41 protein-coding genes and 1 rRNA gene are annotated in these 24,831 nt (G+C 44.5%); 2 read left to right on the forward strand and 40 right to left on the reverse strand.

What is annotated here, in order from left to right; genetic code table 11:
- The 3 genes from LCF57_RS23755 to LCF57_RS23765 form a co-directional block, all read right to left on the reverse strand.
- A 16S ribosomal RNA gene (locus LCF57_RS23755) occupies positions 1-62 on the reverse strand; the annotation flags it as partial.
- Between the two features lie 336 nt (positions 63-398).
- Positions 399-629: a hypothetical protein gene (locus LCF57_RS23760; protein WP_013312131.1), complete on the reverse strand. Its 231-nt coding sequence runs from the start codon at positions 627-629 to the stop codon at positions 399-401.
- A 184-nt stretch (positions 630-813) separates the two neighbouring features.
- Positions 814-1,428: a stage II sporulation protein M gene (locus tag LCF57_RS23765; RefSeq protein WP_226002903.1), complete on the reverse strand. Its 615-nt coding sequence runs from the start codon at positions 1,426-1,428 to the stop codon at positions 814-816.
- 100 nt (positions 1,429-1,528) lie between these two features.
- Between LCF57_RS23765 and pdaB the strand changes: the two genes are divergently transcribed.
- Positions 1,529-2,308 carry a polysaccharide deacetylase family sporulation protein PdaB gene (pdaB, locus tag LCF57_RS23770; protein ID WP_226002904.1) on the forward strand — a complete coding sequence of 260 codons (780 nt, stop codon included), beginning with the start codon at positions 1,529-1,531 and terminating at the stop codon, positions 2,306-2,308.
- Positions 2,309-2,414: 106 nt separating this feature from the next.
- Entirely contained in the window at positions 2,415-3,167 is a 753-nt protein-coding gene (gene gerD, locus LCF57_RS23775) for a spore germination lipoprotein GerD (RefSeq protein ID WP_226002905.1), read from the forward strand.
- Positions 3,168-3,201: 34 nt separating this feature from the next.
- On the opposite strand, the gene LCF57_RS23780 is transcribed toward gerD, so the two are convergent.
- The 37 genes from LCF57_RS23780 to rplC form a co-directional block, all read right to left on the reverse strand.
- Complete coding sequence (locus tag LCF57_RS23780) at positions 3,202-4,308, reverse strand: Mrp/NBP35 family ATP-binding protein (RefSeq protein ID WP_226002906.1); 1,107 nt, start codon at positions 4,306-4,308, stop codon at positions 3,202-3,204.
- 60 nt (positions 4,309-4,368) lie between these two features.
- On the reverse strand, positions 4,369-5,145 hold the full coding sequence (cwlD, locus tag LCF57_RS23785) for an N-acetylmuramoyl-L-alanine amidase CwlD (RefSeq protein WP_226002907.1): 777 nt from the start codon (positions 5,143-5,145) through the stop codon (positions 4,369-4,371).
- Between the two features lie 68 nt (positions 5,146-5,213).
- Positions 5,214-6,383, reverse strand: a complete 1,170-nt coding sequence (sat, locus tag LCF57_RS23790; RefSeq protein WP_226002908.1) for a sulfate adenylyltransferase — start codon at positions 6,381-6,383, stop codon at positions 5,214-5,216.
- A gap of 52 nt (positions 6,384-6,435) precedes the next feature.
- The gene (locus LCF57_RS23795; protein ID WP_226002909.1) at positions 6,436-7,128 is read right to left on the reverse strand and encodes a phosphoadenylyl-sulfate reductase; all 693 of its coding nucleotides are present in this window, start codon (positions 7,126-7,128) and stop codon (positions 6,436-6,438) included.
- 1,009 nt (positions 7,129-8,137) lie between these two features.
- Entirely contained in the window at positions 8,138-8,530 is a 393-nt protein-coding gene (gene rpsI / locus LCF57_RS23800) for a 30S ribosomal protein S9 (protein WP_007432554.1), read from the reverse strand.
- 19 nt (positions 8,531-8,549) lie between these two features.
- A complete protein-coding gene (gene rplM / locus LCF57_RS23805) occupies positions 8,550-8,987 on the reverse strand; it encodes a 50S ribosomal protein L13 (RefSeq protein ID WP_007432555.1) in 438 nt (145 codons plus the stop codon).
- A 183-nt stretch (positions 8,988-9,170) separates the two neighbouring features.
- Positions 9,171-9,956, reverse strand: a complete 786-nt coding sequence (gene truA, locus LCF57_RS23810; protein WP_025715672.1) for a tRNA pseudouridine(38-40) synthase TruA — start codon at positions 9,954-9,956, stop codon at positions 9,171-9,173.
- Between the two features lie 150 nt (positions 9,957-10,106).
- Positions 10,107-10,472 (reverse strand): 50S ribosomal protein L17, encoded by a 366-nt coding sequence (gene rplQ, locus LCF57_RS23815; protein WP_007432557.1) that lies wholly within the window; start codon positions 10,470-10,472, stop codon positions 10,107-10,109.
- A gap of 33 nt (positions 10,473-10,505) precedes the next feature.
- A complete protein-coding gene (locus LCF57_RS23820) occupies positions 10,506-11,450 on the reverse strand; it encodes a DNA-directed RNA polymerase subunit alpha (RefSeq protein ID WP_007432558.1) in 945 nt (314 codons plus the stop codon).
- A 135-nt stretch (positions 11,451-11,585) separates the two neighbouring features.
- Positions 11,586-11,981 (reverse strand): 30S ribosomal protein S11, encoded by a 396-nt coding sequence (rpsK, locus tag LCF57_RS23825; RefSeq protein WP_007432559.1) that lies wholly within the window; start codon positions 11,979-11,981, stop codon positions 11,586-11,588.
- Between the two features lie 19 nt (positions 11,982-12,000).
- Complete coding sequence (gene rpsM / locus LCF57_RS23830) at positions 12,001-12,369, reverse strand: 30S ribosomal protein S13 (protein WP_007432560.1); 369 nt, start codon at positions 12,367-12,369, stop codon at positions 12,001-12,003.
- 21 nt (positions 12,370-12,390) lie between these two features.
- Positions 12,391-12,504 carry a 50S ribosomal protein L36 gene (gene rpmJ, locus LCF57_RS23835; protein WP_003333770.1) on the reverse strand — a complete coding sequence of 38 codons (114 nt, stop codon included), beginning with the start codon at positions 12,502-12,504 and terminating at the stop codon, positions 12,391-12,393.
- Positions 12,505-12,622: 118 nt separating this feature from the next.
- Complete coding sequence (gene infA, locus LCF57_RS23840) at positions 12,623-12,838, reverse strand: translation initiation factor IF-1 (RefSeq protein ID WP_006212898.1); 216 nt, start codon at positions 12,836-12,838, stop codon at positions 12,623-12,625.
- Positions 12,839-12,840: 2 nt separating this feature from the next.
- The gene (locus tag LCF57_RS23845; RefSeq protein WP_010348799.1) at positions 12,841-13,149 is read right to left on the reverse strand and encodes a KOW domain-containing RNA-binding protein; all 309 of its coding nucleotides are present in this window, start codon (positions 13,147-13,149) and stop codon (positions 12,841-12,843) included.
- A 9-nt stretch (positions 13,150-13,158) separates the two neighbouring features.
- Positions 13,159-13,698 (reverse strand): M24 family metallopeptidase, encoded by a 540-nt coding sequence (locus tag LCF57_RS23850; protein WP_226002910.1) that lies wholly within the window; start codon positions 13,696-13,698, stop codon positions 13,159-13,161.
- A 5-nt stretch (positions 13,699-13,703) separates the two neighbouring features.
- Positions 13,704-14,348 (reverse strand): adenylate kinase, encoded by a 645-nt coding sequence (locus LCF57_RS23855; RefSeq protein WP_226002911.1) that lies wholly within the window; start codon positions 14,346-14,348, stop codon positions 13,704-13,706.
- An 89-nt stretch (positions 14,349-14,437) separates the two neighbouring features.
- Positions 14,438-15,736 (reverse strand): preprotein translocase subunit SecY, encoded by a 1,299-nt coding sequence (gene secY, locus LCF57_RS23860; RefSeq protein WP_226002912.1) that lies wholly within the window; start codon positions 15,734-15,736, stop codon positions 14,438-14,440.
- Positions 15,736-16,176: a 50S ribosomal protein L15 gene (gene rplO, locus LCF57_RS23865; protein ID WP_007432565.1), complete on the reverse strand. Its 441-nt coding sequence runs from the start codon at positions 16,174-16,176 to the stop codon at positions 15,736-15,738. The genes secY and rplO overlap by 1 nt, the downstream gene beginning before the upstream one ends.
- A gap of 43 nt (positions 16,177-16,219) precedes the next feature.
- A complete protein-coding gene (rpmD, locus tag LCF57_RS23870) occupies positions 16,220-16,405 on the reverse strand; it encodes a 50S ribosomal protein L30 (RefSeq protein WP_007432566.1) in 186 nt (61 codons plus the stop codon).
- A gap of 12 nt (positions 16,406-16,417) precedes the next feature.
- Positions 16,418-16,915, reverse strand: coding sequence for a 30S ribosomal protein S5 (gene rpsE / locus LCF57_RS23875; RefSeq protein WP_007432567.1), 498 nt, complete (start codon positions 16,913-16,915; stop codon positions 16,418-16,420).
- 27 nt (positions 16,916-16,942) lie between these two features.
- The gene (gene rplR / locus LCF57_RS23880) at positions 16,943-17,311 is read right to left on the reverse strand and encodes a 50S ribosomal protein L18 (protein WP_007432568.1); all 369 of its coding nucleotides are present in this window, start codon (positions 17,309-17,311) and stop codon (positions 16,943-16,945) included.
- Positions 17,312-17,426: 115 nt separating this feature from the next.
- Positions 17,427-17,969: a 50S ribosomal protein L6 gene (rplF, locus tag LCF57_RS23885; protein WP_025715677.1), complete on the reverse strand. Its 543-nt coding sequence runs from the start codon at positions 17,967-17,969 to the stop codon at positions 17,427-17,429.
- Positions 17,970-18,002: 33 nt separating this feature from the next.
- Positions 18,003-18,401: a 30S ribosomal protein S8 gene (gene rpsH, locus LCF57_RS23890; protein WP_014278308.1), complete on the reverse strand. Its 399-nt coding sequence runs from the start codon at positions 18,399-18,401 to the stop codon at positions 18,003-18,005.
- A gap of 32 nt (positions 18,402-18,433) precedes the next feature.
- On the reverse strand, positions 18,434-18,619 hold the full coding sequence (locus LCF57_RS23895) for a type Z 30S ribosomal protein S14 (protein WP_013312154.1): 186 nt from the start codon (positions 18,617-18,619) through the stop codon (positions 18,434-18,436).
- A gap of 75 nt (positions 18,620-18,694) precedes the next feature.
- Positions 18,695-19,240 (reverse strand): 50S ribosomal protein L5, encoded by a 546-nt coding sequence (gene rplE / locus LCF57_RS23900; RefSeq protein ID WP_007432571.1) that lies wholly within the window; start codon positions 19,238-19,240, stop codon positions 18,695-18,697.
- A gap of 31 nt (positions 19,241-19,271) precedes the next feature.
- Positions 19,272-19,625 carry a 50S ribosomal protein L24 gene (gene rplX / locus LCF57_RS23905; protein WP_013312155.1) on the reverse strand — a complete coding sequence of 118 codons (354 nt, stop codon included), beginning with the start codon at positions 19,623-19,625 and terminating at the stop codon, positions 19,272-19,274.
- Between the two features lie 36 nt (positions 19,626-19,661).
- Positions 19,662-20,030 (reverse strand): 50S ribosomal protein L14, encoded by a 369-nt coding sequence (gene rplN, locus LCF57_RS23910; RefSeq protein ID WP_007432573.1) that lies wholly within the window; start codon positions 20,028-20,030, stop codon positions 19,662-19,664.
- A gap of 34 nt (positions 20,031-20,064) precedes the next feature.
- A complete protein-coding gene (gene rpsQ, locus LCF57_RS23915; protein ID WP_007432574.1) occupies positions 20,065-20,328 on the reverse strand; it encodes a 30S ribosomal protein S17 in 264 nt (87 codons plus the stop codon).
- 50 nt (positions 20,329-20,378) lie between these two features.
- Entirely contained in the window at positions 20,379-20,576 is a 198-nt protein-coding gene (rpmC, locus tag LCF57_RS23920; RefSeq protein WP_007432575.1) for a 50S ribosomal protein L29, read from the reverse strand.
- Positions 20,566-21,000 (reverse strand): 50S ribosomal protein L16, encoded by a 435-nt coding sequence (gene rplP / locus LCF57_RS23925; protein ID WP_007432576.1) that lies wholly within the window; start codon positions 20,998-21,000, stop codon positions 20,566-20,568. The genes rpmC and rplP overlap by 11 nt, the downstream gene beginning before the upstream one ends.
- Positions 21,001-21,002: 2 nt before the next feature.
- Positions 21,003-21,668: a 30S ribosomal protein S3 gene (gene rpsC, locus LCF57_RS23930; RefSeq protein ID WP_007432577.1), complete on the reverse strand. Its 666-nt coding sequence runs from the start codon at positions 21,666-21,668 to the stop codon at positions 21,003-21,005.
- Between the two features lie 13 nt (positions 21,669-21,681).
- Positions 21,682-22,014 (reverse strand): 50S ribosomal protein L22, encoded by a 333-nt coding sequence (gene rplV, locus LCF57_RS23935; RefSeq protein ID WP_007432578.1) that lies wholly within the window; start codon positions 22,012-22,014, stop codon positions 21,682-21,684.
- Between the two features lie 35 nt (positions 22,015-22,049).
- Complete coding sequence (rpsS, locus tag LCF57_RS23940; protein ID WP_007432579.1) at positions 22,050-22,328, reverse strand: 30S ribosomal protein S19; 279 nt, start codon at positions 22,326-22,328, stop codon at positions 22,050-22,052.
- 72 nt (positions 22,329-22,400) lie between these two features.
- Complete coding sequence (rplB, locus tag LCF57_RS23945) at positions 22,401-23,231, reverse strand: 50S ribosomal protein L2 (protein WP_025715680.1); 831 nt, start codon at positions 23,229-23,231, stop codon at positions 22,401-22,403.
- 30 nt (positions 23,232-23,261) lie between these two features.
- Positions 23,262-23,552 (reverse strand): 50S ribosomal protein L23, encoded by a 291-nt coding sequence (gene rplW, locus LCF57_RS23950; protein ID WP_007432581.1) that lies wholly within the window; start codon positions 23,550-23,552, stop codon positions 23,262-23,264.
- Entirely contained in the window at positions 23,552-24,175 is a 624-nt protein-coding gene (gene rplD, locus LCF57_RS23955) for a 50S ribosomal protein L4 (RefSeq protein WP_007432582.1), read from the reverse strand. The genes rplW and rplD overlap by 1 nt, the downstream gene beginning before the upstream one ends.
- 26 nt (positions 24,176-24,201) lie before the next feature.
- A complete protein-coding gene (rplC, locus tag LCF57_RS23960; protein ID WP_010348812.1) occupies positions 24,202-24,825 on the reverse strand; it encodes a 50S ribosomal protein L3 in 624 nt (207 codons plus the stop codon).
- Positions 24,826-24,831: the final 6 nt, after the last annotated feature.

Raw genomic sequence — 24,831 nt, forward strand, 5'->3', positions numbered from 1 at the left:
ACTTGCATGTATTAGGCACGCCGCCAGCGTTCGTCCTGAGCCAGGATCAAACTCTCCAATAAAGACCAACCGAAGTTGGTTATAGAAAGAGCGATTAGCTCATTTGAAACTGACGAGATAAAAATATCTCATTGTTGATTTTGCGAACAAAATCATATACTCACTCGTTGTTCAGTTTTCAAAGATCAAACCTGCATATTACTGTTTTGCTTTTTGTTTTCACTTTGTTTCACCGCCGCGTCTCAGCGGCGACTTTTATAATATATCATCTCTTTTTGAAATTTGCAAGAGTTTTTTTAAATCTTTTTTTTCGAGCAAATCCTTCAAAAAGGAACGAAAATTAATTTACCATGAATATAGAATAGAGTCAATACTTTTTTGCTCAAAATCTTTATCTTTTATTGTTTGGTTTGAGGAACACGCCCTCTGCGGGCATATTTGGATAATTCCTTAGCAGGTGCAAAGCGGGCATACATGCGGAAGACTGTTTTATACCGAAGCGCTATTGCATAACGAATATCCTGGTCCAACCGTGTATCACTCATGTCAAGCAGCATTTCATCGAGCTCCTTACGAAGAACGTAGTCCAGTTCCTTGCATTCCTTTTCGTTAAACAGCATTCCCAACATATGACCATACTCCCTTATCAGCATATTATATAGTACTTATATTTGCTCAACTATTGTTCCAATCTTTACCTGTTTTTAAACTGAACTGCTAAGGTTTCAAACTTCTTCCCATAATTTTTCTTTAAGCTCTCCCTTTTGTTATGTTCAATTTTCAGTAAATATATAAATAAATGACCATAATATTTTAATGTGACAATAAGCGATAAGTTATGCCACTCTCTATTGCGGCTGCGATAAGCAGCAAAATGACAGACCATATGGACACTGTCAACGTCTGTTTCATATAGACCTCCCACGTTTGACCGTTTCCTTTTCGTTTTAGCCCCATGCTTGAGCCTATCGTAGACATTACTTTAATCCCAAACTTCAATCCAAAGGCGCAAGCGATAATTAGAACAGGCAATTCAATTACACCATGAGGAAGCAATCCTTTTACCACAACCTCATACATACTTCTTCCCATATCTGTCTGCAAATGCACTACAAATCCTAAAACCATTCCATTCACAATTAAAAATATAAACGGTACGATTCCAAATAAAGCCCCCAAAAATATAACTAGCACACACTTGATGGCATTATTGAGAAAGATAAACACAAAAAAGCTCCATTGAGGATGAGCAGTCTGCTGCAAACGTTGAGCTACTCCTCCCAAGCCTTCTATTTGTTGAGCTAGCATGGATTGGATAGCTCCTGTACTTAACCAGCCCACCACAATACTTATACAAAAAAGAAGTGTTGAAACTAAAATTAGCCGTCTTGTCGTGTGTAGATCATGAAAAAATGCTTTTAATCCCATTCGATGTTTCCCTCCTGTTAGTCCATTGGCATAATTGACAACCCCCGGCATAGCTTTAAGTAAACAAGCACTTCTAGGATGAAAGGGGCATTATTATACTATGAATTCTTTTTTCTATGTTCTGAACGGTAAAAAAATCAAACGGTTCTTTATCGTAATAGCCGCGGCCGTCTTTGCTATTGGGGTCATTTATGTGGAAACTGATAATGTTACCGTTTTTTCCGAGGAAGCACCAACCGCTGTTTATAGTGTACCCACTGATAAAAAGCTGATTGCCCTCACCTTTGACATTAGCTGGGGCGATAAGCGCACTGCTCCTATTTTAAAGGTACTTGAGGATAAAAAAGTAACCAAGGCTACTTTTTTTCTTTCTTCCCCGTGGAGCAAAACGCATCCAGAGCTTGTGAATCAAATTAAAGACAGTGGTTTTGAGATTGGAAGTCATGGACATAAACACGAAAATTATAGCAGCTTAAGCGACGAGGACATTCGTAAGCAAATATCAACTGCCCACACCACACTAACCGAGCTGACCGGGCAAGCACCGAAGTTAATTCGTATGCCTAATGGGGACTTTGACAAAAGAGTCCTTCAGGTGGCCAACACTTTAGGCTATAAAACCATTCAATGGGATACAGATTCCTTGGATTGGAAAAATCCTGGCACTCAGGTCATTATCGACCGCGTTGTAAATAAAGCGCATCCTGGTGACATCGTTCTTCTCCATGCAAGTGATTCCTGCAAGCAAACTCATGAAGCGCTTCCGATCATTATTGACAAGTTGCGCGCGCAAGGATATGAATTCGTAACGGTATCTGAACTGCTTCAACAGGGTACAGTAAAAGGCAAAGAGGTTCGCGATCAGGCTATGGATCTTTAAGGAGTTATTTTACATCGTTCTCAGCAAAAAACCAAAAGCCAGTCGACATATTTCTCCTCATTCATTCGCATACTATCCACATTCATGATAAAGGAGGAATACGGCCATGAATTGGACTCGTTTGCGATTTGTCAGCATGATATGCGTACTGGGCGTTGCACTGAGCGGCTGTGGCTCAGATCAGAGTTCTGCACCTCCCCAGACCAGTTATAAAGAGATGAAAACGATGGTTGTCGATATCTTAAAAAGCGATGATGGAAAAAAAGCGGTAGAAGAAGCTTTGACTGGGCAAAGCAGTTCGTCCAAGGATGGTCAATCTGGCAGCGGTGAAGAAAGCGGGGCTGGTGGTGGTTCCGGTGGAACTTCCGGTGGCAGCATGGGAATGAAAATGCTTATGCCCATGCAATCAGCTGAGCAGATGAAAATCGCAGTTAAGGATACTTTGGTTTCACCTGAGTATAAAAAAGAAATCGAAAAAATTATGACTGATCCGCGTTTTGCCGGAGAGTTTGCCAAAGCAATCAACAGCCAAAGCAAACAACTTCATATGCAACTTATAAAGGACCCATCTTATCAAAAGTCCATTGAAACGATGCTCAAGTCGCCAGAACTGACCAAGATGTTCATGGACCTGACTAAAACCCCTGAATATCGCAAACAATCTATGACAGTTATGCATGATGCCATGCAGAATCCGATTTTCCGGCTTGAGGTTATGAATTTACTCAAAACCGTCGTACAAGAGGAGCTTCAACCCAAGGTTGAGAAAAAAGGTGGTGAGCAAGGCGGCGCAGGCGGCGATAAACAAGGTGGCGGTGAAGGCGGTGGTGGTGGCGAAGGCGAACAAGGAGGTCAATAATAAAAAGGCTGGTTCAGCAACCAGCCTTTTTTTCTTATTCAGATTCGGCGTGCAACGTCGTAATTTGAAGGGCAATATCGTTATAAATAGCTCCGGTTGCCGATTCGGATTTATATACGGATGGCGAAAAATCAGCTTCTGAAGGATGATTATCCGGGATCCCCAAAGGAATTTGGGCCAGCAGCTTGGTATGGAGGTTATCGGCCAACATAGCCCCTCCCCCACGGCCGAAAACATAATCCTTTTCACCAGCAGAGGAAACATAATAGGACATATTTTCTACTACGCCAATGACCTTATGATCCGTTTGGAGCGCCATTGCCCCTGCGCGTGCAGCTACAAAGGCAGCCGTCGCATGAGGGGTAGTGACGATGATCTCTTCACTCTGCGGAATCATTTGGTGTACGTCAAGCGCTATATCCCCGGTACCCGGCGGTAAATCGAGTATCATATAGTCGAGCTTGCCCCATTGGACATCACTAAAAAACTGTCTGAGCATTCTTCCCAGCATAGGACCTCTCCAGATGACGGGATTGTTCTCCCTGACAAAGAAGCCCATGGACATGAGCTTGACACCAAATCTCTCGACTGGCTGAATAATCCCTTCTTCTACAGAAGGAACGTCCTCTGCCCCAATCATATCTGGTATACTAAACCCATAAATATCGGCATCAATCAAACCGACACGTTTGCCTTGTCTAGCTAAAGCAGCAGCTAAATTTACAGCAACTGTCGACTTCCCTACACCACCTTTTCCGCTCGCAATGGCAATAAATCGAACGCCAGATGCTGGATCTAGCAGCTCATGTTCTTCCATACCGACAGCATGTCCCTTGGTCAATACTGGGTCAGGCCCTGCTTCGGGATCATCTTCTGTTTGAATAGCGAATCTTTCATGCTCAGAGGCTTCCCGAGTACGAATATGAACGTGACTCAGGCCCGCCTCTTCCAACGTCTGCCGGATTTCCCGCTCCAAATCTGCCTGTACCCCTTCCTCCGAATTTAAACTAACCACGGTCAAGGATACGCGATCTTCTTTCACAACGACATCCCGAATAAAATGAAGATCAACCAGACGACGGCCCGTATGAGGCTCTCGTACCTGTTGAAGTAGCTCTATAACTTGCTCTCTAGATTGCATGAATAATCAGCACCTCTGCTTCAATGAATTTACGTAGTTGTAAACAATTACAGTATACCACTATCTGACTTTAGGTGCTGACGATGTCCCCTTTTCCCCGGCGCTATAACGTAAAATCCCCTTATAGATGGATGCCGCCACCTGTCTCTGATAGGTTACGTCACTCAATCGGCGGGCTTCCTCTGGATGGGATAGAAATCCGACCTCCACGAGGGCTGAGGGCATTTTAAGGGCCTTTAACAAATATACCGTGTCTACGGTCTTAGCCACTCTGTCCGTATTTTCCAGATTGCGCTTTATCTCCTCCTGTATAAGAGAAGCCAAATTCCCATTATCCTCATGGTTGGGGACATAAAAGGTTTGAGCTCCACTCCAACGGCTGGATGGGATGCTGTTCATGTGAATACTCAAAAAAAGGTCCGCTTTATGCTCCTCAATCATGCGCACACGTTGTTTTAGATCCTCCGTTTTTCTTCTGGAATAGCCCTTGGTATCTGGCAGCGCCAGATCGCGGTCATCCTCACGTGTCATGACGACAACGGCTCCTGCTTGTTGTAAGTAATCCCGCAAATAAAAAGCGATCGCCAGATTAATGTCCTTTTCAATGACACCCTCCTTGCTAACTGCCCCTCCATCAGGCCCTCCATGTCCTGCATCTATAGCAATTACTTTACCCGCGAGCGGAAGACTCCAATGGGTCCATACTCTCGAAGCAGGTATCTCATACATAGTCAGTACAATAAACAGAAAGGCGAGACAACAGCCCAATAGCATTTTTTGCAGCGTCCGATAGCGAATCCACAGTGTAACCTGGTGTTTACGATTATTTTTATGCATAACAAAACGCCTCCGTCCTATACAGATACTAATGATCTATATGGGACGAGGCGTGTAAATAGTACAACTCAGGAATGAACAAATTCTTTCATGCCTTCTATCAGCACTTGAGCGACTTCTGGTCGTGTAAACTCAGGCGGCGGACAAACCCCGGAGCGTAACAATTCCCGTACCTTGGTGCCCGAGAGCGTCAAATGATGCTCCTTGGGATGAGGACAGGTTTTGCTCGAAGCCATATTTCCACAACGGGTGCAATAAAAGCTGTGTTCAAAAAACAATGGAGTAATGGCCAGCTCCTCAGCAGTAAAATTCCTGAATATTTCCTGCGCTTCGTAGGTACCATAATAGTCTCCTACACCGGCGTGATCCCTTCCAACAATAAAATGGGTGCAACCATAGTTCTTCCGCACAATAGCGTGGAAAATTGCCTCTCTCGGCCCAGCATATCGCATGGCAGCAGGAAACACACCCAGAAATGTCCGATCCGCCGGATAGTAATTATCCAGCAGTACTAAATAGCTCTTCATGCGCACATCTGCTGGAACATCATCTGACTTGGTTTCACCGACGAGCGGATTGAGAAATAGTCCATCAACAATCTCCATCGCGCTTTTCTGAATGTACTCATGCGCACGGTGCACCGGATTACGCGTTTGAAAGCCGACTACCGTTTTCCAGCCCTTTTCAGCAAAATGATGGCGTGTCTGTGCTGGTGTGTAATAAAAATCGCCAAATTGTGCAGGTTCAGGTCGGTTTAGCACCTGCACAGAGCCTCCCACATAGGTGGCTGGTCGGTCCAACAGCTTTTTCACGCCAGGATGAGCTGGATCATCCGTCTTGAATACACGTCTGGCTTCCTCGGCCTGATCAACCTGATAAATACTTTCAATATCAAGCACTGCATAGATAGTTCCGTCTGTTTCACCTATCAAAGCGACTTGCTGACCCACGTTTAGTTCACTGGCTATGCTATCTGTAATTGCAAGCGTAATGGGAATACTCCAAACTGTACCATCGGCAAGACGCATATCTGTAACCACCGACCGATAATCAGACTCGTTCATAAACCCGGTCAATGGGGAGAACGCTCCCACCCCAATCAAATCCAGGTCAGAAATAGTCCACGAGTTCACTCGAATTGAAAACAATTCACGTGCAGCCTGCAAAAGGACTTTTTGCTCCGGGCCTGTGATGATTCTATCAACTAGTGTTCCGCCATGCGGAAGAATTGCAGTCATAGTGCACTTCCTTTCCTTTTAGAAATACGATTCACAGCTACTGTGTGCAGTTTTATTTATGGAGCCCGCATTCGGTTTTTTCATTGCCTGACCAGCGTCCTGCACGAGGATCTTCACCTGGTAGGACTTGCCGTGTACATTGCTCACATCCAATACTTGGATAATTGCGGTCATGCAGTGGATTATACAACACTTTATGAGTATGGATATAATTCCACACGTCTTCTGATGTCCAGCTTGCTAGCGGGTTGAATTTAACAAGTCCAAATTTCTGGTCATACTCTACCTTTTTGGCATTCGCACGGGTAGGTGCCTGGTCGCGGCGAATGCCGGTAATCCATGCATCATACTGAGATAAAATGCGTGTTAGCGGCTCAACTTTGCGTATACCACAGCAAGTGTTGGGATCCGATTTCCACAGCTCTTCCCCATACTTAGCCGCTTGCTCTTCGGGAGTAATTAAGGGAGATACCCGAACAAAATCCAGGTTATATTTAGCCTTGATCTGATCTCGTGTATCGTACGTTTCTTGAAAATGATAGTCGGTGTCCAAGTAAAAGATGTCGGTGGAGGGGCTAACTTTTTGCAGCAGATCTACAAGGACTACGTCTTCCGCCCCAAAGCTACAGGCAAAAGTGAGATTGGGAAATGTTTGAACAGCATACTGGATAATTTCCTCGGGCGTCGCCTCTTCCAGTTCAATCGCTTTGACCTTAATCAATGCTTCTTTCTCCAATAAATTCATTATTAATGCGCCTCCATTTGAAGATTCATAAATAAGTACCTTTTTCAATACCGACTAAACTAATAAGAATAAATAAAGTATAAAACTTTCTTACTCATTGTCAATCCACAGTAATGTACTTTGAAATAGGCATTCTTCATCCTGAAATCAGCAGGAGCGTTGTTCTGTCAGCATTTTATAACCCCATCCTCCGCATCCGAACAGGTTCATTAACCATATATAAAATATTCTTATACAACTTCATTTGGAATGATCCTTAAGTTTAATTGTAACTAAAAGGTACTAGTCAAAGACACCATCTTCCACAAGTTTATCTACTGCACCCAAGCCATTGGATGAATAAACATATATACTTTAACAAACTCAGGATCTCAAAGTGAGATATCCCCTAAACGCTTACGAAGTCGAATCACGATAGATTATGTACTGATATTGCAGCAGTCCATTCAGACGCCCCAGTTTCCCACAAGCGCGGTCTATCATTAAGATCAGACTACAGATTAGCCCACGCGCCCATCGTGCCTGGAACCCAAAGTTTTGATCGTCAGCAGCTCGCTCTCCACAATAGGGAGCACAAGGCAGCTTGATTTGCCCTAGTTATCGTAGTAAAAACGATGAGCAAATCCTTAAGGTTGATGGTGAGCGTTAGCCGACATAAGAGGTTAATAACAGATAAAATTGAAATAGATGAGCGAGGCTATTGAACGAAAAAAGAAAGATAAAAAGATTACTTGTACTTAAAAATCTATTTCAAGCAAAGGGCACATCTTTTTTAAACGCATAGGATGAGGTTTCTAAGCGTTTTCATCATTCTAGACACATAATCCCTTACTTTACTTAAAAGTGGCGTACACATCAAAGGAAATGGGAAATAACACACGAGGGGACAAATAGCCTCAATGAACAACCGGTTGCTAAATTTCAAAACTACACATTCAAAAACAATTGAGCTTCAATTTAAATAAAAAAGACCCCCAACCCAATGGTTGAGAGCCTTTGAACGTTGATATTAACGTTTCGAGAACTGTGGTGCACGACGAGCAGCTTTAAGACCGTACTTCTTACGTTCTTTCATACGTGGGTCACGAGTCAGGAAGCCTGCTTTTTTCAAAGCTGGACGGAATTCCGGGTCTGCTTTCAACAGAGCACGTGAAATACCGTGGCGAATTGCGCCTGCTTGACCAGAGATACCACCGCCATGAGCAATAACGAGTACGTCATAGCTACCAATTGTTTCTGTCAGGTTCAATGGTTGTTTAACGATCAGTTTGAGTGTTTCCAAACCGAAATATTCATTAATATCACGCTTGTTAATGACAATGCGTCCTTCACCCGGTACGAGACGAACACGAGCTACCGAATGTTTACGACGACCTGTCCCATAGTATTGTACTTGTGCCATGAAACTGTCCTCCTTTTAATTATCCGCGAAGTTCGTAAACTTCAGGTTTTTGTGCTGCATGTGGATGCTCAGTGCCTCTGTAAGCTTTCAATCTCAGCTTCATTTTTTCGCCTTGACGAGTTTTAGGAAGCATACCGTGAACAGCCAATTCCAACATACGTTCAGGTTTGTTTTTAACCATGTCTTGTGCAACTGTTACTTTCAAACCACCTGGGTGCATGGAGTGACGGTAGTATTTCTTGTTCTCCATTTTTTTACCAGTCAATACGATTTTCTCTGCATTGATTACAACAACGAAATCACCTGTGTCCACATGTGGTGTAAATTGTGGCTTGTGTTTACCGCGGATCAACGCAGCTGCTTCGCTTGCCAGACGACCGAGCGTTTTACCTTCAGCATCGATGATGTGCCAGTTACGCTCAACTTCATTTGGCTTAGCCATATACGTAGTACGCATAAAAAGTTTCCTCCTTAAGTTCATTAACAGAAATCGTCATTTATCTTCGTTCGTTAACTTGCTACATTATTGATGGATTAGATGTTGCTTTAATGTGATCATCTTAATTGGGGCTGTGGGAAAGCCATTAAGAAAACACAACTTTTATATTACAGGATAACCAGCAAATTCGCAAGGGAAAAATCAATGTTTTTTGATGTTTTCCTCATATTCCACACTCCAGAGAGTTAAAGCATGTCCTACCGCTGTAGGCCCTGCCTTTGAACGATTTTTCGCCTCTAAAATAAATGGAATATCATCGGCTGACTTCTTTCCTTCGCCCACTTCGAGCAAGGTTCCCATAATAATCCGAACCATGTGCTGCAAAAATCCGCTACCTGTAATATAAGTATGAATAATTCCCTGATCATCCGAACCCGGACGTGAAAAGGAATGGTCTACCGTCATATAGGCCTCGTAAATGGTGCGGACATGATTCGTCTTCTGGGAACGTCGAGATGCAAAAGAAGTATAGTCAAAGGTCCCCACTAAATGTGCTAGTCCCTGCTCCATTGCTTGTACATCTAGTTTTGTTGGGTGATGCGCCTGTGTACGACGGTGAAAGATGTCTGGAAATCGGTTAGCATTAATGCTGTACCGATAAGTCTTCCGCTTCGCCATACGGCGCGCATGAAAAGACAACGGCACCTCTCTCGCATCCGTAACAATAATATCACGGGGCAACCACGCATTTAGGGCAAGGCACCAACGTTCAATAGGAATAGGCGACTCGGTATGAAAATTAAATACTTGCCCATATGCATGTACACCAGCGTCTGTGCGACCTGAACCTGTGATTTTAAGACGTTCCCCCGTCAATGAACATATAGCACTCTCCAGATAATCCTGAATCGTATTGCCGCTGGGCTGAGTCTGAAAACCATCATACTCGGTTCCGTCGTAGTTCACTTTCATGCACAAGTTCCGCACGTTTCTTCACACCTTTACAGGGTAATCTCTGGGTCTATGAGGATTAACCGAACATAGCAAAGGAGAAGCCCCTCCGGACTTCTCCAAGAGAAAAAAAGGGTTGTTCAGAATCAAGCTGATTCTGTCCACCCTTCCCTCATCTTCGCCTGTCTACGCGCGGTCAACCAATTCCAGATATACCATTGGAGCAGCGTCGCCACGACGAGGTCCCAGTTTCAAGATACGAGTGTATCCACCTGGACGCTCATTGTAACGTGTAGCCAATTCGCTAAACAGTTTTTGGATTGCATCCTGCTCACCATCAACAGTTTCACGGCGAACGAACGCAGCCACTTGACGGCGTGCGTGCAGATCCCCTTTTTTTGCTTTGGTGATCAGCTTTTCAGCAATAGAACGAACTTCTTTTGCTTTAGCCTCAGTAGTTTGGATACGCTCGTACAAGAACAGATCGGTTACCAAATCACGAAACAAAGCTTTACGGGCACTGGAGTTACGGCCCAATTTTTGGTATGCCATGTAATTTCCCCTCCTTCACAAAAACGTTGCTGTCTATTCTTCCGTACGAAGTCCTAAACCAAGTTCCTCAAGCTTCTCTTGTACTTCTTCCAAAGATTTGCGACCCAAGTTGCGGACCTTCATCATATCTTCTTCGGATTTAGTCGTGAGTTCTTGTACCGTATTGATACCAGCGCGCTTAAGGCAGTTATAGGAACGGACGGAGAGATCCAGCTCTTCGATCGTCATTTCAAGAACTTTTTCTTTCTTATCTTCTTCTTTTTCGACCATAATTTCAGCATCTTTTGCTTCGTCCGTGAGACCCACGAACAACATTACATGCTCGGTCAAAATTTTGGCTCCAAGGCTCACTGCTTCCTCAGGACGAATACTTCCGTCAGTCCAAACCTCAAGTGTCAGCTTGTCATAATTCGTAACCTGGCCGACACGCGTATTTTCTACGCCGTAGTTCACGCGTGCAATCGGAGTGTAGATGGAGTCGACGGGAATGACGCCGATCGGCTGGTCATCACGTTTATTCCGATCCTGCTTAACGTAACCGCGACCGCGATTGGCAAAAATACGCATGTGAAGTCTCGAACCCGGTCCGAGAGTAGCAATGTGAAGATCCGGATTAAGAATTTCCACATCACTATCCGCACGGATATCTCCTGCCGTTACAACTCCTTCGCCTTCCGCATCGATTTCGAGTACCTTCTCTTCATCCGAGTGGATTTTAAGCGATAAAGCTTTCAAGTTCAGTATGATCTCCGTTACGTCTTCCTTCACACCGGGAACCGTTGCAAACTCGTGCAAAACCCCATCGATCTGAACCGATGTGACTGCTGCCCCCGGTAACGAGGATAACAGAATACGGCGAAGCGAGTTCCCCAGCGTCGTACCGTATCCGCGTTCCAGCGGTTCTACTACGAATTTTCCATAGGTGCCATCATCATTGACGTCGACCGTCTCAATTTTCGGCTTTTCGATTTCTATCACTGCAATATCCCTCCTTCAAAACGTCGCTCCTATATGAAACATTCACCTTATCCATAGTCAATCATGCAGTATACCTAAACATCCATTCTTGGCAATTTGTGCCGGATCTATACTACACGCAGAGGAGAAATCTCATTAGACGCGACGACGTTTTGGAGGACGGCATCCGTTATGAGGTACCGGAGTTACGTCTTTAATCAGGTTAACTTCCAGACCAGCAGCTTGCAAAGAGCGGATTGCTGCTTCGCGGCCTGCGCCTGGTCCTTTAACCATAACTTCGACAGTTTTCATGCCGTGTTCCATAGCAGCTTTGGCAGCAGTTTCTGCGGCCATTTGTGCAGCGAATGGAGTAGATTTACGGGAACCGCGGAATCCCATACCGCCTGAGCTTGCCCAAGAGATTGCATTACCGTGTGGATCTGTGATCGTAACGATCGTGTTGTTGAACGTGGAACGGATGTGTGCCACGCCACTCTCGATATTTTTACGGTCACGGCGTTTTGTACGTACAACTTTTTTCGGTTTAGCCATTGAATGTTATCCTCCCTTCTTATTTCTTTTTGTTCGCTACAGTCCGACGAGGACCTTTACGGGTACGAGCATTGGTTTTAGTACGTTGTCCGCGAACAGGCAATCCACGACGGTGACGAACACCACGGTAGCAGCCAATCTCAGTCAGACGTTTAATATTCAAGGAAATTTCACGACGCAGATCGCCTTCTACTTTAACTTCTTTGTCGATCGTTTCACGTAATTTGCTCACTTCATCTTCAGTCAAATCACGAACACGCGTGTTTGCACTGATGCCTGTTTCCTTCAAAATTTTCTGAGAAGTCGTTTTACCGATTCCGAAAATGTAAGTCAAGGCGATCTCAACGCGTTTGTCACGTGGTAAATCCACACCAGCTATACGAGCCATTTTACGCTACACCCCCTTCTATTAACCTTGTTTTTGTTTGTGTTTCGGATTTTCGCAAATAACCATTACATTCCCTTTGCGGCGAATGACTTTGCATTTCTCGCAAATAGGTTTTACAGAAGGTCTTACCTTCATGTTGATTACCTCCTCCAAGCTTTACCCTGGTAAAACTCGCTTCGTGAACATTCACATCGTTTTGCCGAGCAAAACAAGTTTTTTTAAATGACGTACGTTTAATAAAAACCTGCATGAATTACTTGCGGTACGTTATACGGCCTTTAGTTAAATCGTAAGGCGATAACTGTACAACCACCTTGTCGCCTGTCAAAATACGGATAAAGTGCATCCGCAGCTTTCCGGAAACATGAGCAAGAATTTGGTGACCGTTCTCCAGCTCTACCTTAAACGTAGCGTTTGGCAGTGGCTCGATTACCGTACCTTCAACCTCAATGACATCTTCCTTGGCCAAAGTCAGTCTCCTTTCTCTTCAGCTTGGTATTCGGACGAGTCCAGGAAAGTTTTCACTGCGTGACGCAGCTTTCCATTCGTCACCCGACCGCTTTCGTTTAAACTGTTTACAATCTCGCTACTAATCTTAGACTGAGGCATCAAATGAAGAACATTTTTCTTCTTCGCTTGATCAAACTTTCGTTTATCCCCATCCGCAATATATACAAACCTGCTGTCCGCTATTGAAACGACAACCGCTATCTGTCCGGCACCTCTGCCTTTCAGAATCTTCACCAGCTGACCGATTTGCAGGTTTCCTTGCTGAATCATTCCAATCACCTACGCACTCAGTTTCGTGAAAATGTCCATGCCGTCCGTTGCGACCGTCTTCGTGTGCCCGTTACGAGCACAAGGAACCAAGCCCACCGTAACGACCGTCCAGTTGTCTTCCAGCGTCCCCACATGGCGAGAACCTATTTGAATCATTGATTCAATAGCCAGCTTAATGCCGGTTTTCAGCCTCGACCCCTGTTCGGGAATACCACGGTTTGGATTCTCAATATATTGCCGAATGGCATGCGACATTGTAAACTGGCGAGTTTTCACGAGGATATCGCCTTTGTTTAACTTGCGTCTGCCGGGAAATCCGTGCACCAGTTGTTCGTTGACTGAAGCGCAAATGCTAGCAGGAAAACCATCATAACCTTTAGAAGACGGCACAGCTCCCTGACTGCGAATATACTGATCAGCTAAATGATCAAGTTTACCGGTCGTAATACCGGGCTCGATGTGTTCTGCCAAGTAATGGGTCGTTTCCGTCTCCATACTCTCAGCTTTCCTCATAAAGCTTAATTCCGTTCCCGACTTGCAAATGATCATTACAGCTAACCCCGCAACAAGGACACGATATTTTGGGAAACCACATCAATATCCTGTTCACCGTCAATATGACGCAGAAGATTCTGGTTCTCATAAAACGTGAGGAGTGGTGCTGTTTTATTACTATATTCGTCTAGCCGTGTTCTTACGCTATCTTCGTTATCGTCAGGACGCTGATAGAGCTCCCCACCGTCTTTATCGCAAATGCCTTCAACCTTAGGAGGATTAAAGACAACATGATAGCTAGTTCCACAACTTTTGCAAACCCGCCGTCCTGTGATTCGAGCCAATAAGTTGTCACGATCCACTTTCAGGTTGATGACATCATCAAGCTTCGTGCTCAAACGGCCCAAAATTTGATCCAAGGCTTCAGCCTGAGCTAAAGTTCTTGGAAACCCGTCCAACAAGAACCCTTTCTTGCAATCCGGCTGTTGCAGCCGTTCTTCAACGATGCCGATTGTTACGTCATCAGGAACAAGTTCACCCTTGTCGATATATTCTTTGGCTTTAATGCCAATAGGTGTTCCCTGTTTCATCGCCAGGCGAAATGCATCGCCTGTCGAGATATGAGGAATGCCGAATTCCTTCACAATGACATCTGCTTGTGTACCTTTACCAGCCCCCGGAGGGCCCATGATCAAAATATTCACAACCTGTCACTCCTCAGACGACCCCTACACAAGAAACAGCACAAAAGGTGCCGGTAAGCATGCGAACATCCTAAGCCGGAACCTATTGCCTATTTGTTGATGAAGCCTTTGTAGTGGCGTTTAATCAGTTGGCTTTCGATTTGCTTCATTGTATCCAATGCAACACCGATAATAATGAGCAGTGAAGTACCGCCAATTTGCACGGAGCGAGGCAAGCCCGAAAGCGAACCGAAGAATACTGGCAATACGGATATGACTGCAAGGAACAAAGCCCCTGTCATCGTCAACCGTGACATTACTCGTGTCAGGTATTTCTCCGTAGCTTTACCCGGGCGAATCCCCGGAATATAGCCGCCGTTTTTCTTCATGTTGTCGGCCATTTGCTGCGGATTCATCTGTACAAAGGTATAGAAGAATGTGAAACCGATAATCATTACGACATACAAAACCATGCCCAGCGGCTTGTCATAATACAAGTAAGTGGTAACCCACTTAGCCCACGCATGATCCGCCCAGAAACTCGCAATAATTGTCGGGAATTGCAGCAATGATACCGCAAAAATTACCGGAATAACGCCTGCCGCATTAATCTTCATCGGAATATGCGTATTCTGGCCACCGTACATTTTGTTACCAACCACACGTTTCGCATATTGTACCGGTATTTTCCGAATACCTTGCTGGATGTAGATAACACCAACAATAATCAGAATAACTACCAAGGCAATAATAATTGCCTTCAGAATATTCATGAACAGCTGATCTGCCTGAATAAACTGGGATTCCACAATCGTACGAATATGTCTTGGAATACCTGCCGCAATCCCTGCAAAGATAACAATGGAGATACCATTGCCGATTCCCTTTTCGGTAATTTGCTCACCAAGCCACATAAGGAACGTAGTCCCTGCTGTAAGCACAATTGCAATGACCAAATAATCAGCAAAAGTCGCTCCAGGAATCATCGCTGCACCGTACAGTCGGTTAAAGCCGATCGACGTTCCGAATGCTTGGATCAAGCCCAGTATTACCGTACCATACCGCGTAAGTTGAGCCAACTTCTTTTTCCCATGCTCTCCTTGTTTAGCCCATTCCGCAAGTTTCGGAATCACGTCCATTGACAGCAACTGCACAATGATAGACGCTGTAATATATGGCATAATCCCGAGGGCGAAGATCGAAAACTGATACAAAGCGCCCCCTGAGAAGGTATTAAGGAGTCCAAATAACTCGCTTCCTGCCTGATCCTGAGATGTAAAGACTTGCTTGTTCACGCCGGGAACCGGCACAAAAGAGCCAATACGATATACAAATAGTATAAACAGGGTAAACAGGATACGGGTTCTAAGATCCTCAACCCGCCATATATTTTTCAGGGTCTTGAACATTAGATCACCTCGGTTTTACCGCCGGCAGCTTCAATTTTCTCTACCGCAGATTGAGAGAACTTGTTCGCTTTAACTGTCAATTTCACAGTGATTTCACCGTTACCCAGAATTTTAATTCCGGACTTCGCGTCTTTCACAATGCCATTGTTCAGCAAAAACTCAGGGCTTACTTCTGTACCCGCTGCAAAACTGTTCAAATCTTCGATATTCAAAACCGCATACTCTTTACGAGTAGGATTTACGAAACCGCGTTTAGGCAAGCGACGATACAGTGGGTTTTGACCACCCTCGAAGCCCGGACGTACACCACCGCCGGAACGAGCGTTTTGACCCTTATGACCACGACCAGAAGTTTTACCCGTACCGCTACTAGGACCACGACCCAAACGTTTACGTTCTTTGCGTGAACCTGGAGCTGGGGAAAGCTCATGTAACTTCATCGTTCGTTGCACCTCCTTGATTATTGTTAAATTGCTTTATTTCTTAAGCCTCGATTTCTTTAACAGAAACCAAATGGCTAACTTTATTAATCATCCCGCGAATTGCTGCATTGTCGGGTTGAACTACTTTATGGTTGATTTTACGCAAGCCGAGCGTCTTAACAGTCGTTCTCTGAGTACCAGGACGGCCGATCAACGAACGAACGAGGGTAATTTCTAATTTCGCCATGATATTCCCTCCTTAGCCCAGCAGCTCTTCGATAGATTTGCCGCGCAATTTTGCAACTTCTTCAGCGCGTTTCAAGCGTGACAAACCTTCCAAAGTCGCATTGACCATATTCATGGAATTCGAAGAACCCAGAGATTTTGTCAAGATATCACCTACACCAGCAAGCTCCAGTACAGCACGAACTGGACCACCAGCGATAACCCCAGTACCTTCCGATGCCGGTTTCAGCAGAACCCGGCCAGCACCGAACTTACCTGTAACAAGGTGAGGAATTGTTGTACCTACGAGTGGAACGTGAATCAGGTTTTTCTTAGCATCTTCAATACCTTTGCGAATCGCATCAGGTACTTCGCCAGCTTTACCGATTCCAGCGCCTACCCAGCCGTTGCCGTCGCCTACTACTACCAGAGCACTGAAGCTGAAACGGCGTCCGCCTTTGACAACTTTAGCTACACGATTAATATTTACTACTCTTTCAGTCAGTTCCAAAGTATTCGGATCTACACGCAAGTCGTTAACCTCCTTTTGAGAAATGTCTTAAAATTCAAGGCCTGCTTCGCGAGCTGCATCAGCCAAAGCTTGAATTCGTCCATGATACAAGTATCCACCACGGTCAAATACGATGTTAGCATGACCTTTTTCTTTTGCACGTTTAGCAACGAGTTCGCCAACCTTACGAGCTGCTTCAACGCTACCACCGTTTTTGATTTCGCTGCTCAGTTCTTTATCCATAGTGGAGGCAGATACCAATGTTACACCAGCTACATCATCAATCAGTTGTGCGTAGATATGCTTGGAAGAGCGGAACACGTTCAGACGAGGACGTACAGCCGTACCTTCGATTTTTTTACGTACACGCAGATGTCTTCTGACACGTGCTTTATTTTTATCTTGTTTTGTAATCATCTCAAGTTTTCACTCCCTTCAGTTTGCCTTTTAAAACTTTATACTAAGACGCACTGGGTAAAAAAGAAGTACGAAGTCTTTCCTGCAGAAAGACCGCACAAAGTCGGTAAGAAACTTATTTCTTCTTACCGGCTTTACCTTCTTTACGGATGATGCGCTCGCCTTCGTATTTAATCCCTTTACCTTTGTACGGTTCAGGTTCACGAACGGAACGAATTTTAGCAGCGTAGGCACCTACACGCTCTTTATCAATTCCGCGAACGATGATTTTAGTGTTCGAAGGAACTTCGAATTCGATGCCCGCTTCCGGTGTGATTTCAACCGGGTGAGAGTATCCAACGTTCAGAACGATTTTATCTCCGGATTTGCTTGCACGATATCCGACCCCAACCAGCTCCAGAGATTTGGAAAAGCCTTCAGTTACACCACTTACCATGTTGCTGACAACGCTGCGGGTTGTTCCATGCAAAGAGCGGTGAAGTTTGTTGTCCGAAGGACGAACTACATTAATTTCATTGTTTTCCACAGTAACGGACATGTCTTTGTGAAGCTCACGAGTCAATGTTCCTTTAGGACCTTTAACTGTGATCACTGTGTTGTTCAAAGTTACGTCAACACCACTTGGTACTGTGATTGGTTTACGACCAATACGGGACATATCTGTTGCACCTCCTATCTTTTAAACGTTATCTTACCAAACGTAGCAAACCACTTCTCCGCCGGCTTTGGACTGACGTGCTTCTTTATCAGTCATGATACCTTTGGATGTTGAAATGATTGCGATCCCGAGTCCACCCAGAACGCGTGGAATCTCATTGCTCTTCGTGTAAACGCGAAGACCTGGTTTACTGATTCTTTTCAAACCTGTAATAACACGTTCGTTGTTCGCACCGTATTTCAAGAAAACACGGATGATCCCTTGTTTGCTATCTTCAACAAATTCCGCATCACGAATGAATCCTTCACGTTTCAGGATGTCGGCGATTTGTTTTTTCATTGTAGATGCAGGCATTTCTACCGTTTCGTGACGAACTGTGTTCGCGTTACGAATACGAGTAAGCATATCTGCAATTGGATCAGACATAGTCATTGTGTATAAACCTCCTTCCTAAACAGGACTTTTTACCAGCTTGCTTTTTTCACGCCAGGAATCTGGCCTTTATAAGCTAATTCACGGAAGCAAATTCTGCAGATCTTAAACTTTTGCAGCACCGAATGTGGACGACCACAACGCTCACAACGAGTGTAAGCACGAACTTTAAACTTTGGTGTGCGTTGTTGTTTGACTTTCATTGAAGTTTTTGCCACTTAGCCTGACACCTCCTAAATAGTTTCGGAGAACAGGGGTCCTTTAAATCAGACGCCCAAAACGTTATGCCAACATTACTTTGCGAAAGGCATGCCCAGCTGAGTCAGAAGCTCACGGGACTCTTCGTCAGTTTTGGCAGTCGTTACGATAACGATGTCCATACCACGAACTTTATCAACTTGATCATACTCGATTTCCGGGAAGATCAACTGTTCTTTCAAACCAAGCGTGTAGTTACCACGTCCGTCGAAAGCTTTTGTTGATACACCATGGAAGTCACGTACGCGAGGAAGTGTAATGTTGAACAATTTGTCCAAGAAATAATACATACGCTCGCCACGAAGTGTTACCTTAACACCGATTGGCATGTTTTCACGCAATTTAAAACCTGCAATAGATTTTTTAGCGCGAGTGATAACTGGTTTTTGACCAGCAATCAGCTGCATGTCATTGAGAGCTGAATCAAGCACTTTAGAGTTTTGAACTGCGTCGCCAACACCCATGTTGATTACAACTTTCTCGATTTTAGGCACTTGCATCACTGTTGTATAGTTGAACTTCTGCATCAAAGCAGGAGTGATTTCTTTCAAGAAACGTTCTTTCATTCTTGTTGTTGCCATGAATCATAGTCCTCCTTTCTTCAAAAAATAATTAGTCGATCACTTCGCCTGAACGTTTTGCAATACGCACTTTTTTTCCGTTGTCCAATACTTTGTAACCAACACGAGTTACTTTTCCGCTCTTCGGATCAATGTGCATAACGTTGGAAACGTGAATCGGAGCTTCTTTCTCGATGATGCCGCCTTGTGGATTCAGCTGATTAGGCTTTTGGTGTTTTTTAATCATGTTAACACCTTCCACAAGCACACGGTTTTGACGAGGGTAAGCAGCGATAACGCGACCTTTTTTACCTTTATCTTTACCTGTAATCACCAGAACAGTATCGTCCTTTTTGACGTGCAGCTTGTTGTTATGGGATTCCAGAACTTTTTTCACTTTTGGCATTTCGTACACCTCCTACGGGCACATTTTAAGGTGAATTTAGATCACTTCCGGAGCCAAGGAAACGATTTTCATAAAGTCCTTGTCACGAAGTTCGCGAGCAACTGGTCCGAAAATACGAGTACCGCGTGGGCTCTTGTCTTCTTTTACGACCACTGCTGCGTTCTCATCAAATCCGATGTAGGAACCGTCTTTACGGCGGATAGAACGTTTAGTACGAACGACAACCGCTCTTACTACATCACCCTTTTTGACAACGCCGCCTGGTGTTGCTTGTTTTACGGAACAAACGATCAGGTCACCAATTTGAGCTGTACGACGTCCCGTACCACCGAGCACACGGATACACATCAGTTCCTTCGCGCCGGAATTGTCAGCCACAGTCAAACGTGTAAATGGTTGAATCATTTATTTATCCTCCTTTCGGAAAAACTACGCTACATTAGATTATAACAGCTTTTTCAACGATTTCGACCAGTCTCCAGTTTTTGTCTTTGGACAAAGGACGAGTTTCCATGATTTTAACAGTATCACCGATTTGTGCGGTGTTGTTTTCATCATGAGCTTTGAATTTTTTAGTCACTTTAATGCGTTTATGGTAGAGATCATGTTTTTTGTAAGTTTCTACAGCAATCACAATCGTTTTATCCATTTTGTCGCTAACTACTTTACCGACTAATACTTTACGGGCATTACGTTCGCTCATTGTTGGCCTCCTTCCTAATTACAGGCGGATTTTCCACCCGGTCTAATATCTTAGCTAATCCCAAGTTCTCTTTCACGGATCACAGTTTTAGCACGAGCAATTTCCTTACGCACAGCGCCGATCCGAGTCGGGTTATCAAGCTGACCGGTAGCGAGTTGAAAACGAAGGTTAAAAAGTTCTTCTTTAAAACCAGAGATCTTTTGTTCGATTTCAGCAGTGGTTAGGTTGCGGAATTCACTAGCCTTCATTTGCTTCACCACCCAATTCTTCACGTTTCACAAACTTAGTTTTGATTGGCAGTTTGTGAGCGGCAAGACGCATTGCTTCACGAGCAATCTCTTCCGGTACACCAGCAAGTTCAAACATGATCTTACCTGGTTTCACTACTGCAACCCATTTTTCTACGTTACCTTTACCGCTACCCATACGAACCTCAAGAGGCTTCTGAGTAATTGGTTTGTCAGGGAAAATTTTAATCCAAACCTTACCACCACGTTTGATGTAACGAGTCATCGCAATACGAGCAGCTTCGATTTGACGGTTAGTGATCCATGCTGGTTCAGTAGCTTGCAAACCGTACTCACCAAAATTCAGTGTAGTACCGCCCTTTGCACGACCCTTCATGTGACCACGTTGTTGTTTACGATGTTTTACGCGTTTAGGTACCAACATGATTAGTTGCCTCCTTCCTGAGGAGCTTGTTTCTTAGCTGGAGGAAGAACTTCTCCACGATAGATCCATACTTTTACGCCAAGACGGCCATAAGTAGTATGAGCCTCTGCTGTACCGTAGTCGATGTCAGCACGAAGCGTATGCAGTGGAACAGTTCCTTCGCTGTACCCTTCGGAACGAGCGATTTCGGCACCGCCAAGACGTCCGCCTACTTGAGTTTTAATTCCTTTTGCTCCGGAACGCATAGTTCTTTGAATTGCTTGTTTCAACGCACGACGGAAAGAAACACGACGTTCCAATTGTTGTGCAATGCTTTCAGCAACCAGAATTGCATCCAGTTCAGGGTTTTTGATTTCAGAGATATTGATGTGTACCTTTTTACCGCCTGCAATTTTAGTGATTTCATTACGCAGGTTTTCAACTTCGGAACCGCCCTTACCGATAACCATACCTGGTTTCGCAGTGTGAATCGTTACGTTGACGCGGTTAGCTGCTCTCTCGATTTCAACACGGGATACAGCGGAGTCTTTCAATCTTTTCTTCAGATGCTCACGAATCTTAACGTCTTCCAGCAAAAGATCACCGAAATCTTTGCCTGCATACCATTTGGATTCCCAATCACGGATAATACCGATTCGGAGTCCGACGGGATTTACCTTTTGGCCCACACGTTTTCCCTCCTTATTTTTCAGATACCACCAGAGTAATATGACTGGTGCGTTTATTGATGCGGCTTGCACGACCCATTGCACGCGGGCGGAACCGTTTCATAGTAGGACCTTGGTTTACGAAAACCTCAGATACTACCAATTTATTTACGTCCATAGAGTAGTTGTGATCTGCATTTGCGATCGCAGAATTCAACAATTTCTCAACGACTGGAGAAGCGGATTTCGGAGTGTGACGAAGAATTGCAATCGCCTCACCAACCTGCTTGCCACGAATCAAATCGATAACAAGTTTCACTTTGCGAGCGGAAATCCGCACGGATTTAGCATGTGCTTTTGCTTCCATTGAGTTACCTCCTCTCAAACACTACGCTGTGTTGATTATCTTCTTGTTTTCTTATCGTCATCCGTATGGCCTTTGTACGTACGCGTTGGAGCGAATTCGCCCAATTTGTGTCCGACCATATCTTCCGTTACGTATACTGGCACGTGTTTACGACCATCGTATACACCAAACGTATGTCCGATAAATTGTGGGAAAATTGTAGAGCGACGGGACCAAGTTTTGATCACAACTTTTTTGTCCGATTCGTTCAAAACCTCTACTTTTTTCAGCAAGTAACCATCAATGAATGGTCCTTTTTTGAGACTGCGACCCATTTATGAATCCTCCCTTCGTTAAAACGTTATCGTTCCTTAAAATGTTAACGTGCGACTTAAGCGCACGTTTCATTACTTAGTACGACGACGAACGATGTATTTATCAGATGCTTTACCTTTTTTACGTGTTTTGTAACCAAGGGTTGGCTTGCCCCATGGAGACATTGGAGATTTACGTCCGATTGGAGCGCGACCTTCACCACCACCGTGTGGGTGATCGTTAGGGTTCATAACAACACCACGAACTTCAGGACGTTGTCCCAACCAACGACTACGACCAGCTTTACCGATCTTAACAAGTTCGTGGTCTTCGTTACCAACAGAACCGATTGTAGCGCGGCAAACTTTCAGAATGCGACGAACTTCACCGGAAGTCAAACGAATTGTTACATACTTCTCTTCTTTACCAAGAAGTTGGGCTTCCGTACCAGCAGCACGAACGAGTTGGCCACCTTTACCCGGTTTCAATTCGATGTTGTGGATAACCGTACCTACAGGAATGTTTTCCAATGGCAAGGAGTTACCGATTTTGATGTCGGATTCCGGACCGGATACTACTTCGTCTCCTACTTTCAGACCTTTAGGAGCGATGATGTAACGTTTTTCACCATCCACATAGTGGATAAGTGCGATGTTGGACGTACGGTTCGGATCATATTCGATCGTAGCAACGCGGCCCGGTATTCCATCTTTGTTACGTTTGAAGTCAATAATACGGTATTTACGTTTGTGTCCGCCGCCTTGATGACGAACTGTAATTTTACCTTGGTTATTGCGTCCAGCTTGCTTGCTCAGAGGTGCCAGCAACGATTTCTCGGGCTGATTTGTTGTGATCTCCTCGAAAGTAGATACAGACATTGCACGTCTGGCCGGGGACGTCGGTTTATACTTTTTAATTGGCACTGAGTTTCCCTCCTTACTTTACAGTTTCAATTATACCGTTTCAAAAAACTCAAGCGGCTTACTGTCTTTGCTCAGCGTTACGAACGCTTTTTTCCACTCGCTCGTATAGCCGGAATGACGTCCGTAGCGTTTTGGTTTTGCAGGAACACGAAGCGTATTCACGTTACTTACTTTCACGTTAAAGATCGCTTCGATTGCTTTTTTAATTTCGACTTTGTTAGAACGAATGTCAACCTCGAAAACGTATTTCAAGTCATTCATCATACCAGCCGTACGTTCGGTGATAACCGGACGTTTGATAATATCACGAGGATCCTTCATTACGCGAGCACCTCCTCTACCTTCTGAACTGCTTCCTTCGTAATGATCAGTTTGTCATGTCCAAGCACGTCAAGAACATTAATGCCGTCTGCGGCTACAAACTTCACACCAGGAATATTACGAGCGGACAGCGCTACATTATCATCATAACTAGGAGCTACGATCAATGCTTTACGATCAGCTTTAAGGTTATTCAAAATGGCTGCGAATTCTTTCGTTTTAGGTCCGTTCAGTGTAAGAGCGTCCAATACGATGATTTCATTCTCAATCACTTTGGATGACAATGCCGATTTGATCGCCAGACGACGAACTTTTTTAGGCAATTTGTAAGCATAGCTACGTGGAGTCGGACCAAATACAGTACCGCCACCAACCCATTGTGGTGCACGGATCGAACCTTGACGAGCGCGGCCAGTACCTTTTTGTTTCCAAGGTTTACGTCCACCGCCACGTACTTCAGAACGTCCTTTTACTTTGTGAGTACCTTGACGCAGGGAAGCCAATTGCATAACAACAGCATCATGAAGAACGTGTTTGTTCGGTTCGATACCGAATACTGCATCGTTCAATTCAATTTCGCCTACTTGGCTGCCGCTAATATTTAAAAGTGCTACTTTTGGCATTTCGTGTTCCTCCTTTCTTCAGTCGTTTATTTTTTCACCGTTTCTAATACTTTAACGAAGCTGTTTTTAGGTCCTGGAATGGAACCTTTGACGAGCAATACATTACGTTCTGTATCGACTTTAACAACTTCAAGTCGTTGAATCGTTACTGTTTCATTACCCATGTGTCCTGGCAGGTGTTTACCTTTAGGAACGCGGTTAGCTTGGATGGAGCCCATGGAACCTGGACCTCTGTGGTAACGCGAGCCGTGCGCCATTGGTCCGCGGCTTTGTCCCCAACGTTTGATAACGCCAGCAAAACCTTTACCTTTAGAAATACCTGTTACGTCAACGAATTCGCCTTCTGTGAAGACATCAGCCTTCAGTTCTTGGCCAACCTCGTACGCAGCAAGGTCGATGCCACGAAGTTCACGAACGTAGCGCTTAGGTGCAGTATTTGCTTTTTTCGCATGTCCTGCTTCAGGTTTATTGGATCTTTTTTCTTTTTTATCAGAGAAACCGAGTTGAATAGCTTCGTATCCATCGTTTTCCTGATCTTTCTTTTGCAGAACAACACAAGGACCCGCTTCGATAACCGTAACAGCAAGCACGTTACCTTCAGGGGTAAACACTTGAGTCATTCCGAGTTTTTTTCCTAAGATACCTTTCATGTTGAC

Origin of the sequence: Paenibacillus sp. BJ-4 (assembly GCF_020404765.1) — a bacterium.
Classification (GTDB): Bacteria; Bacillota; Bacilli; order Paenibacillales; family Paenibacillaceae; genus Paenibacillus.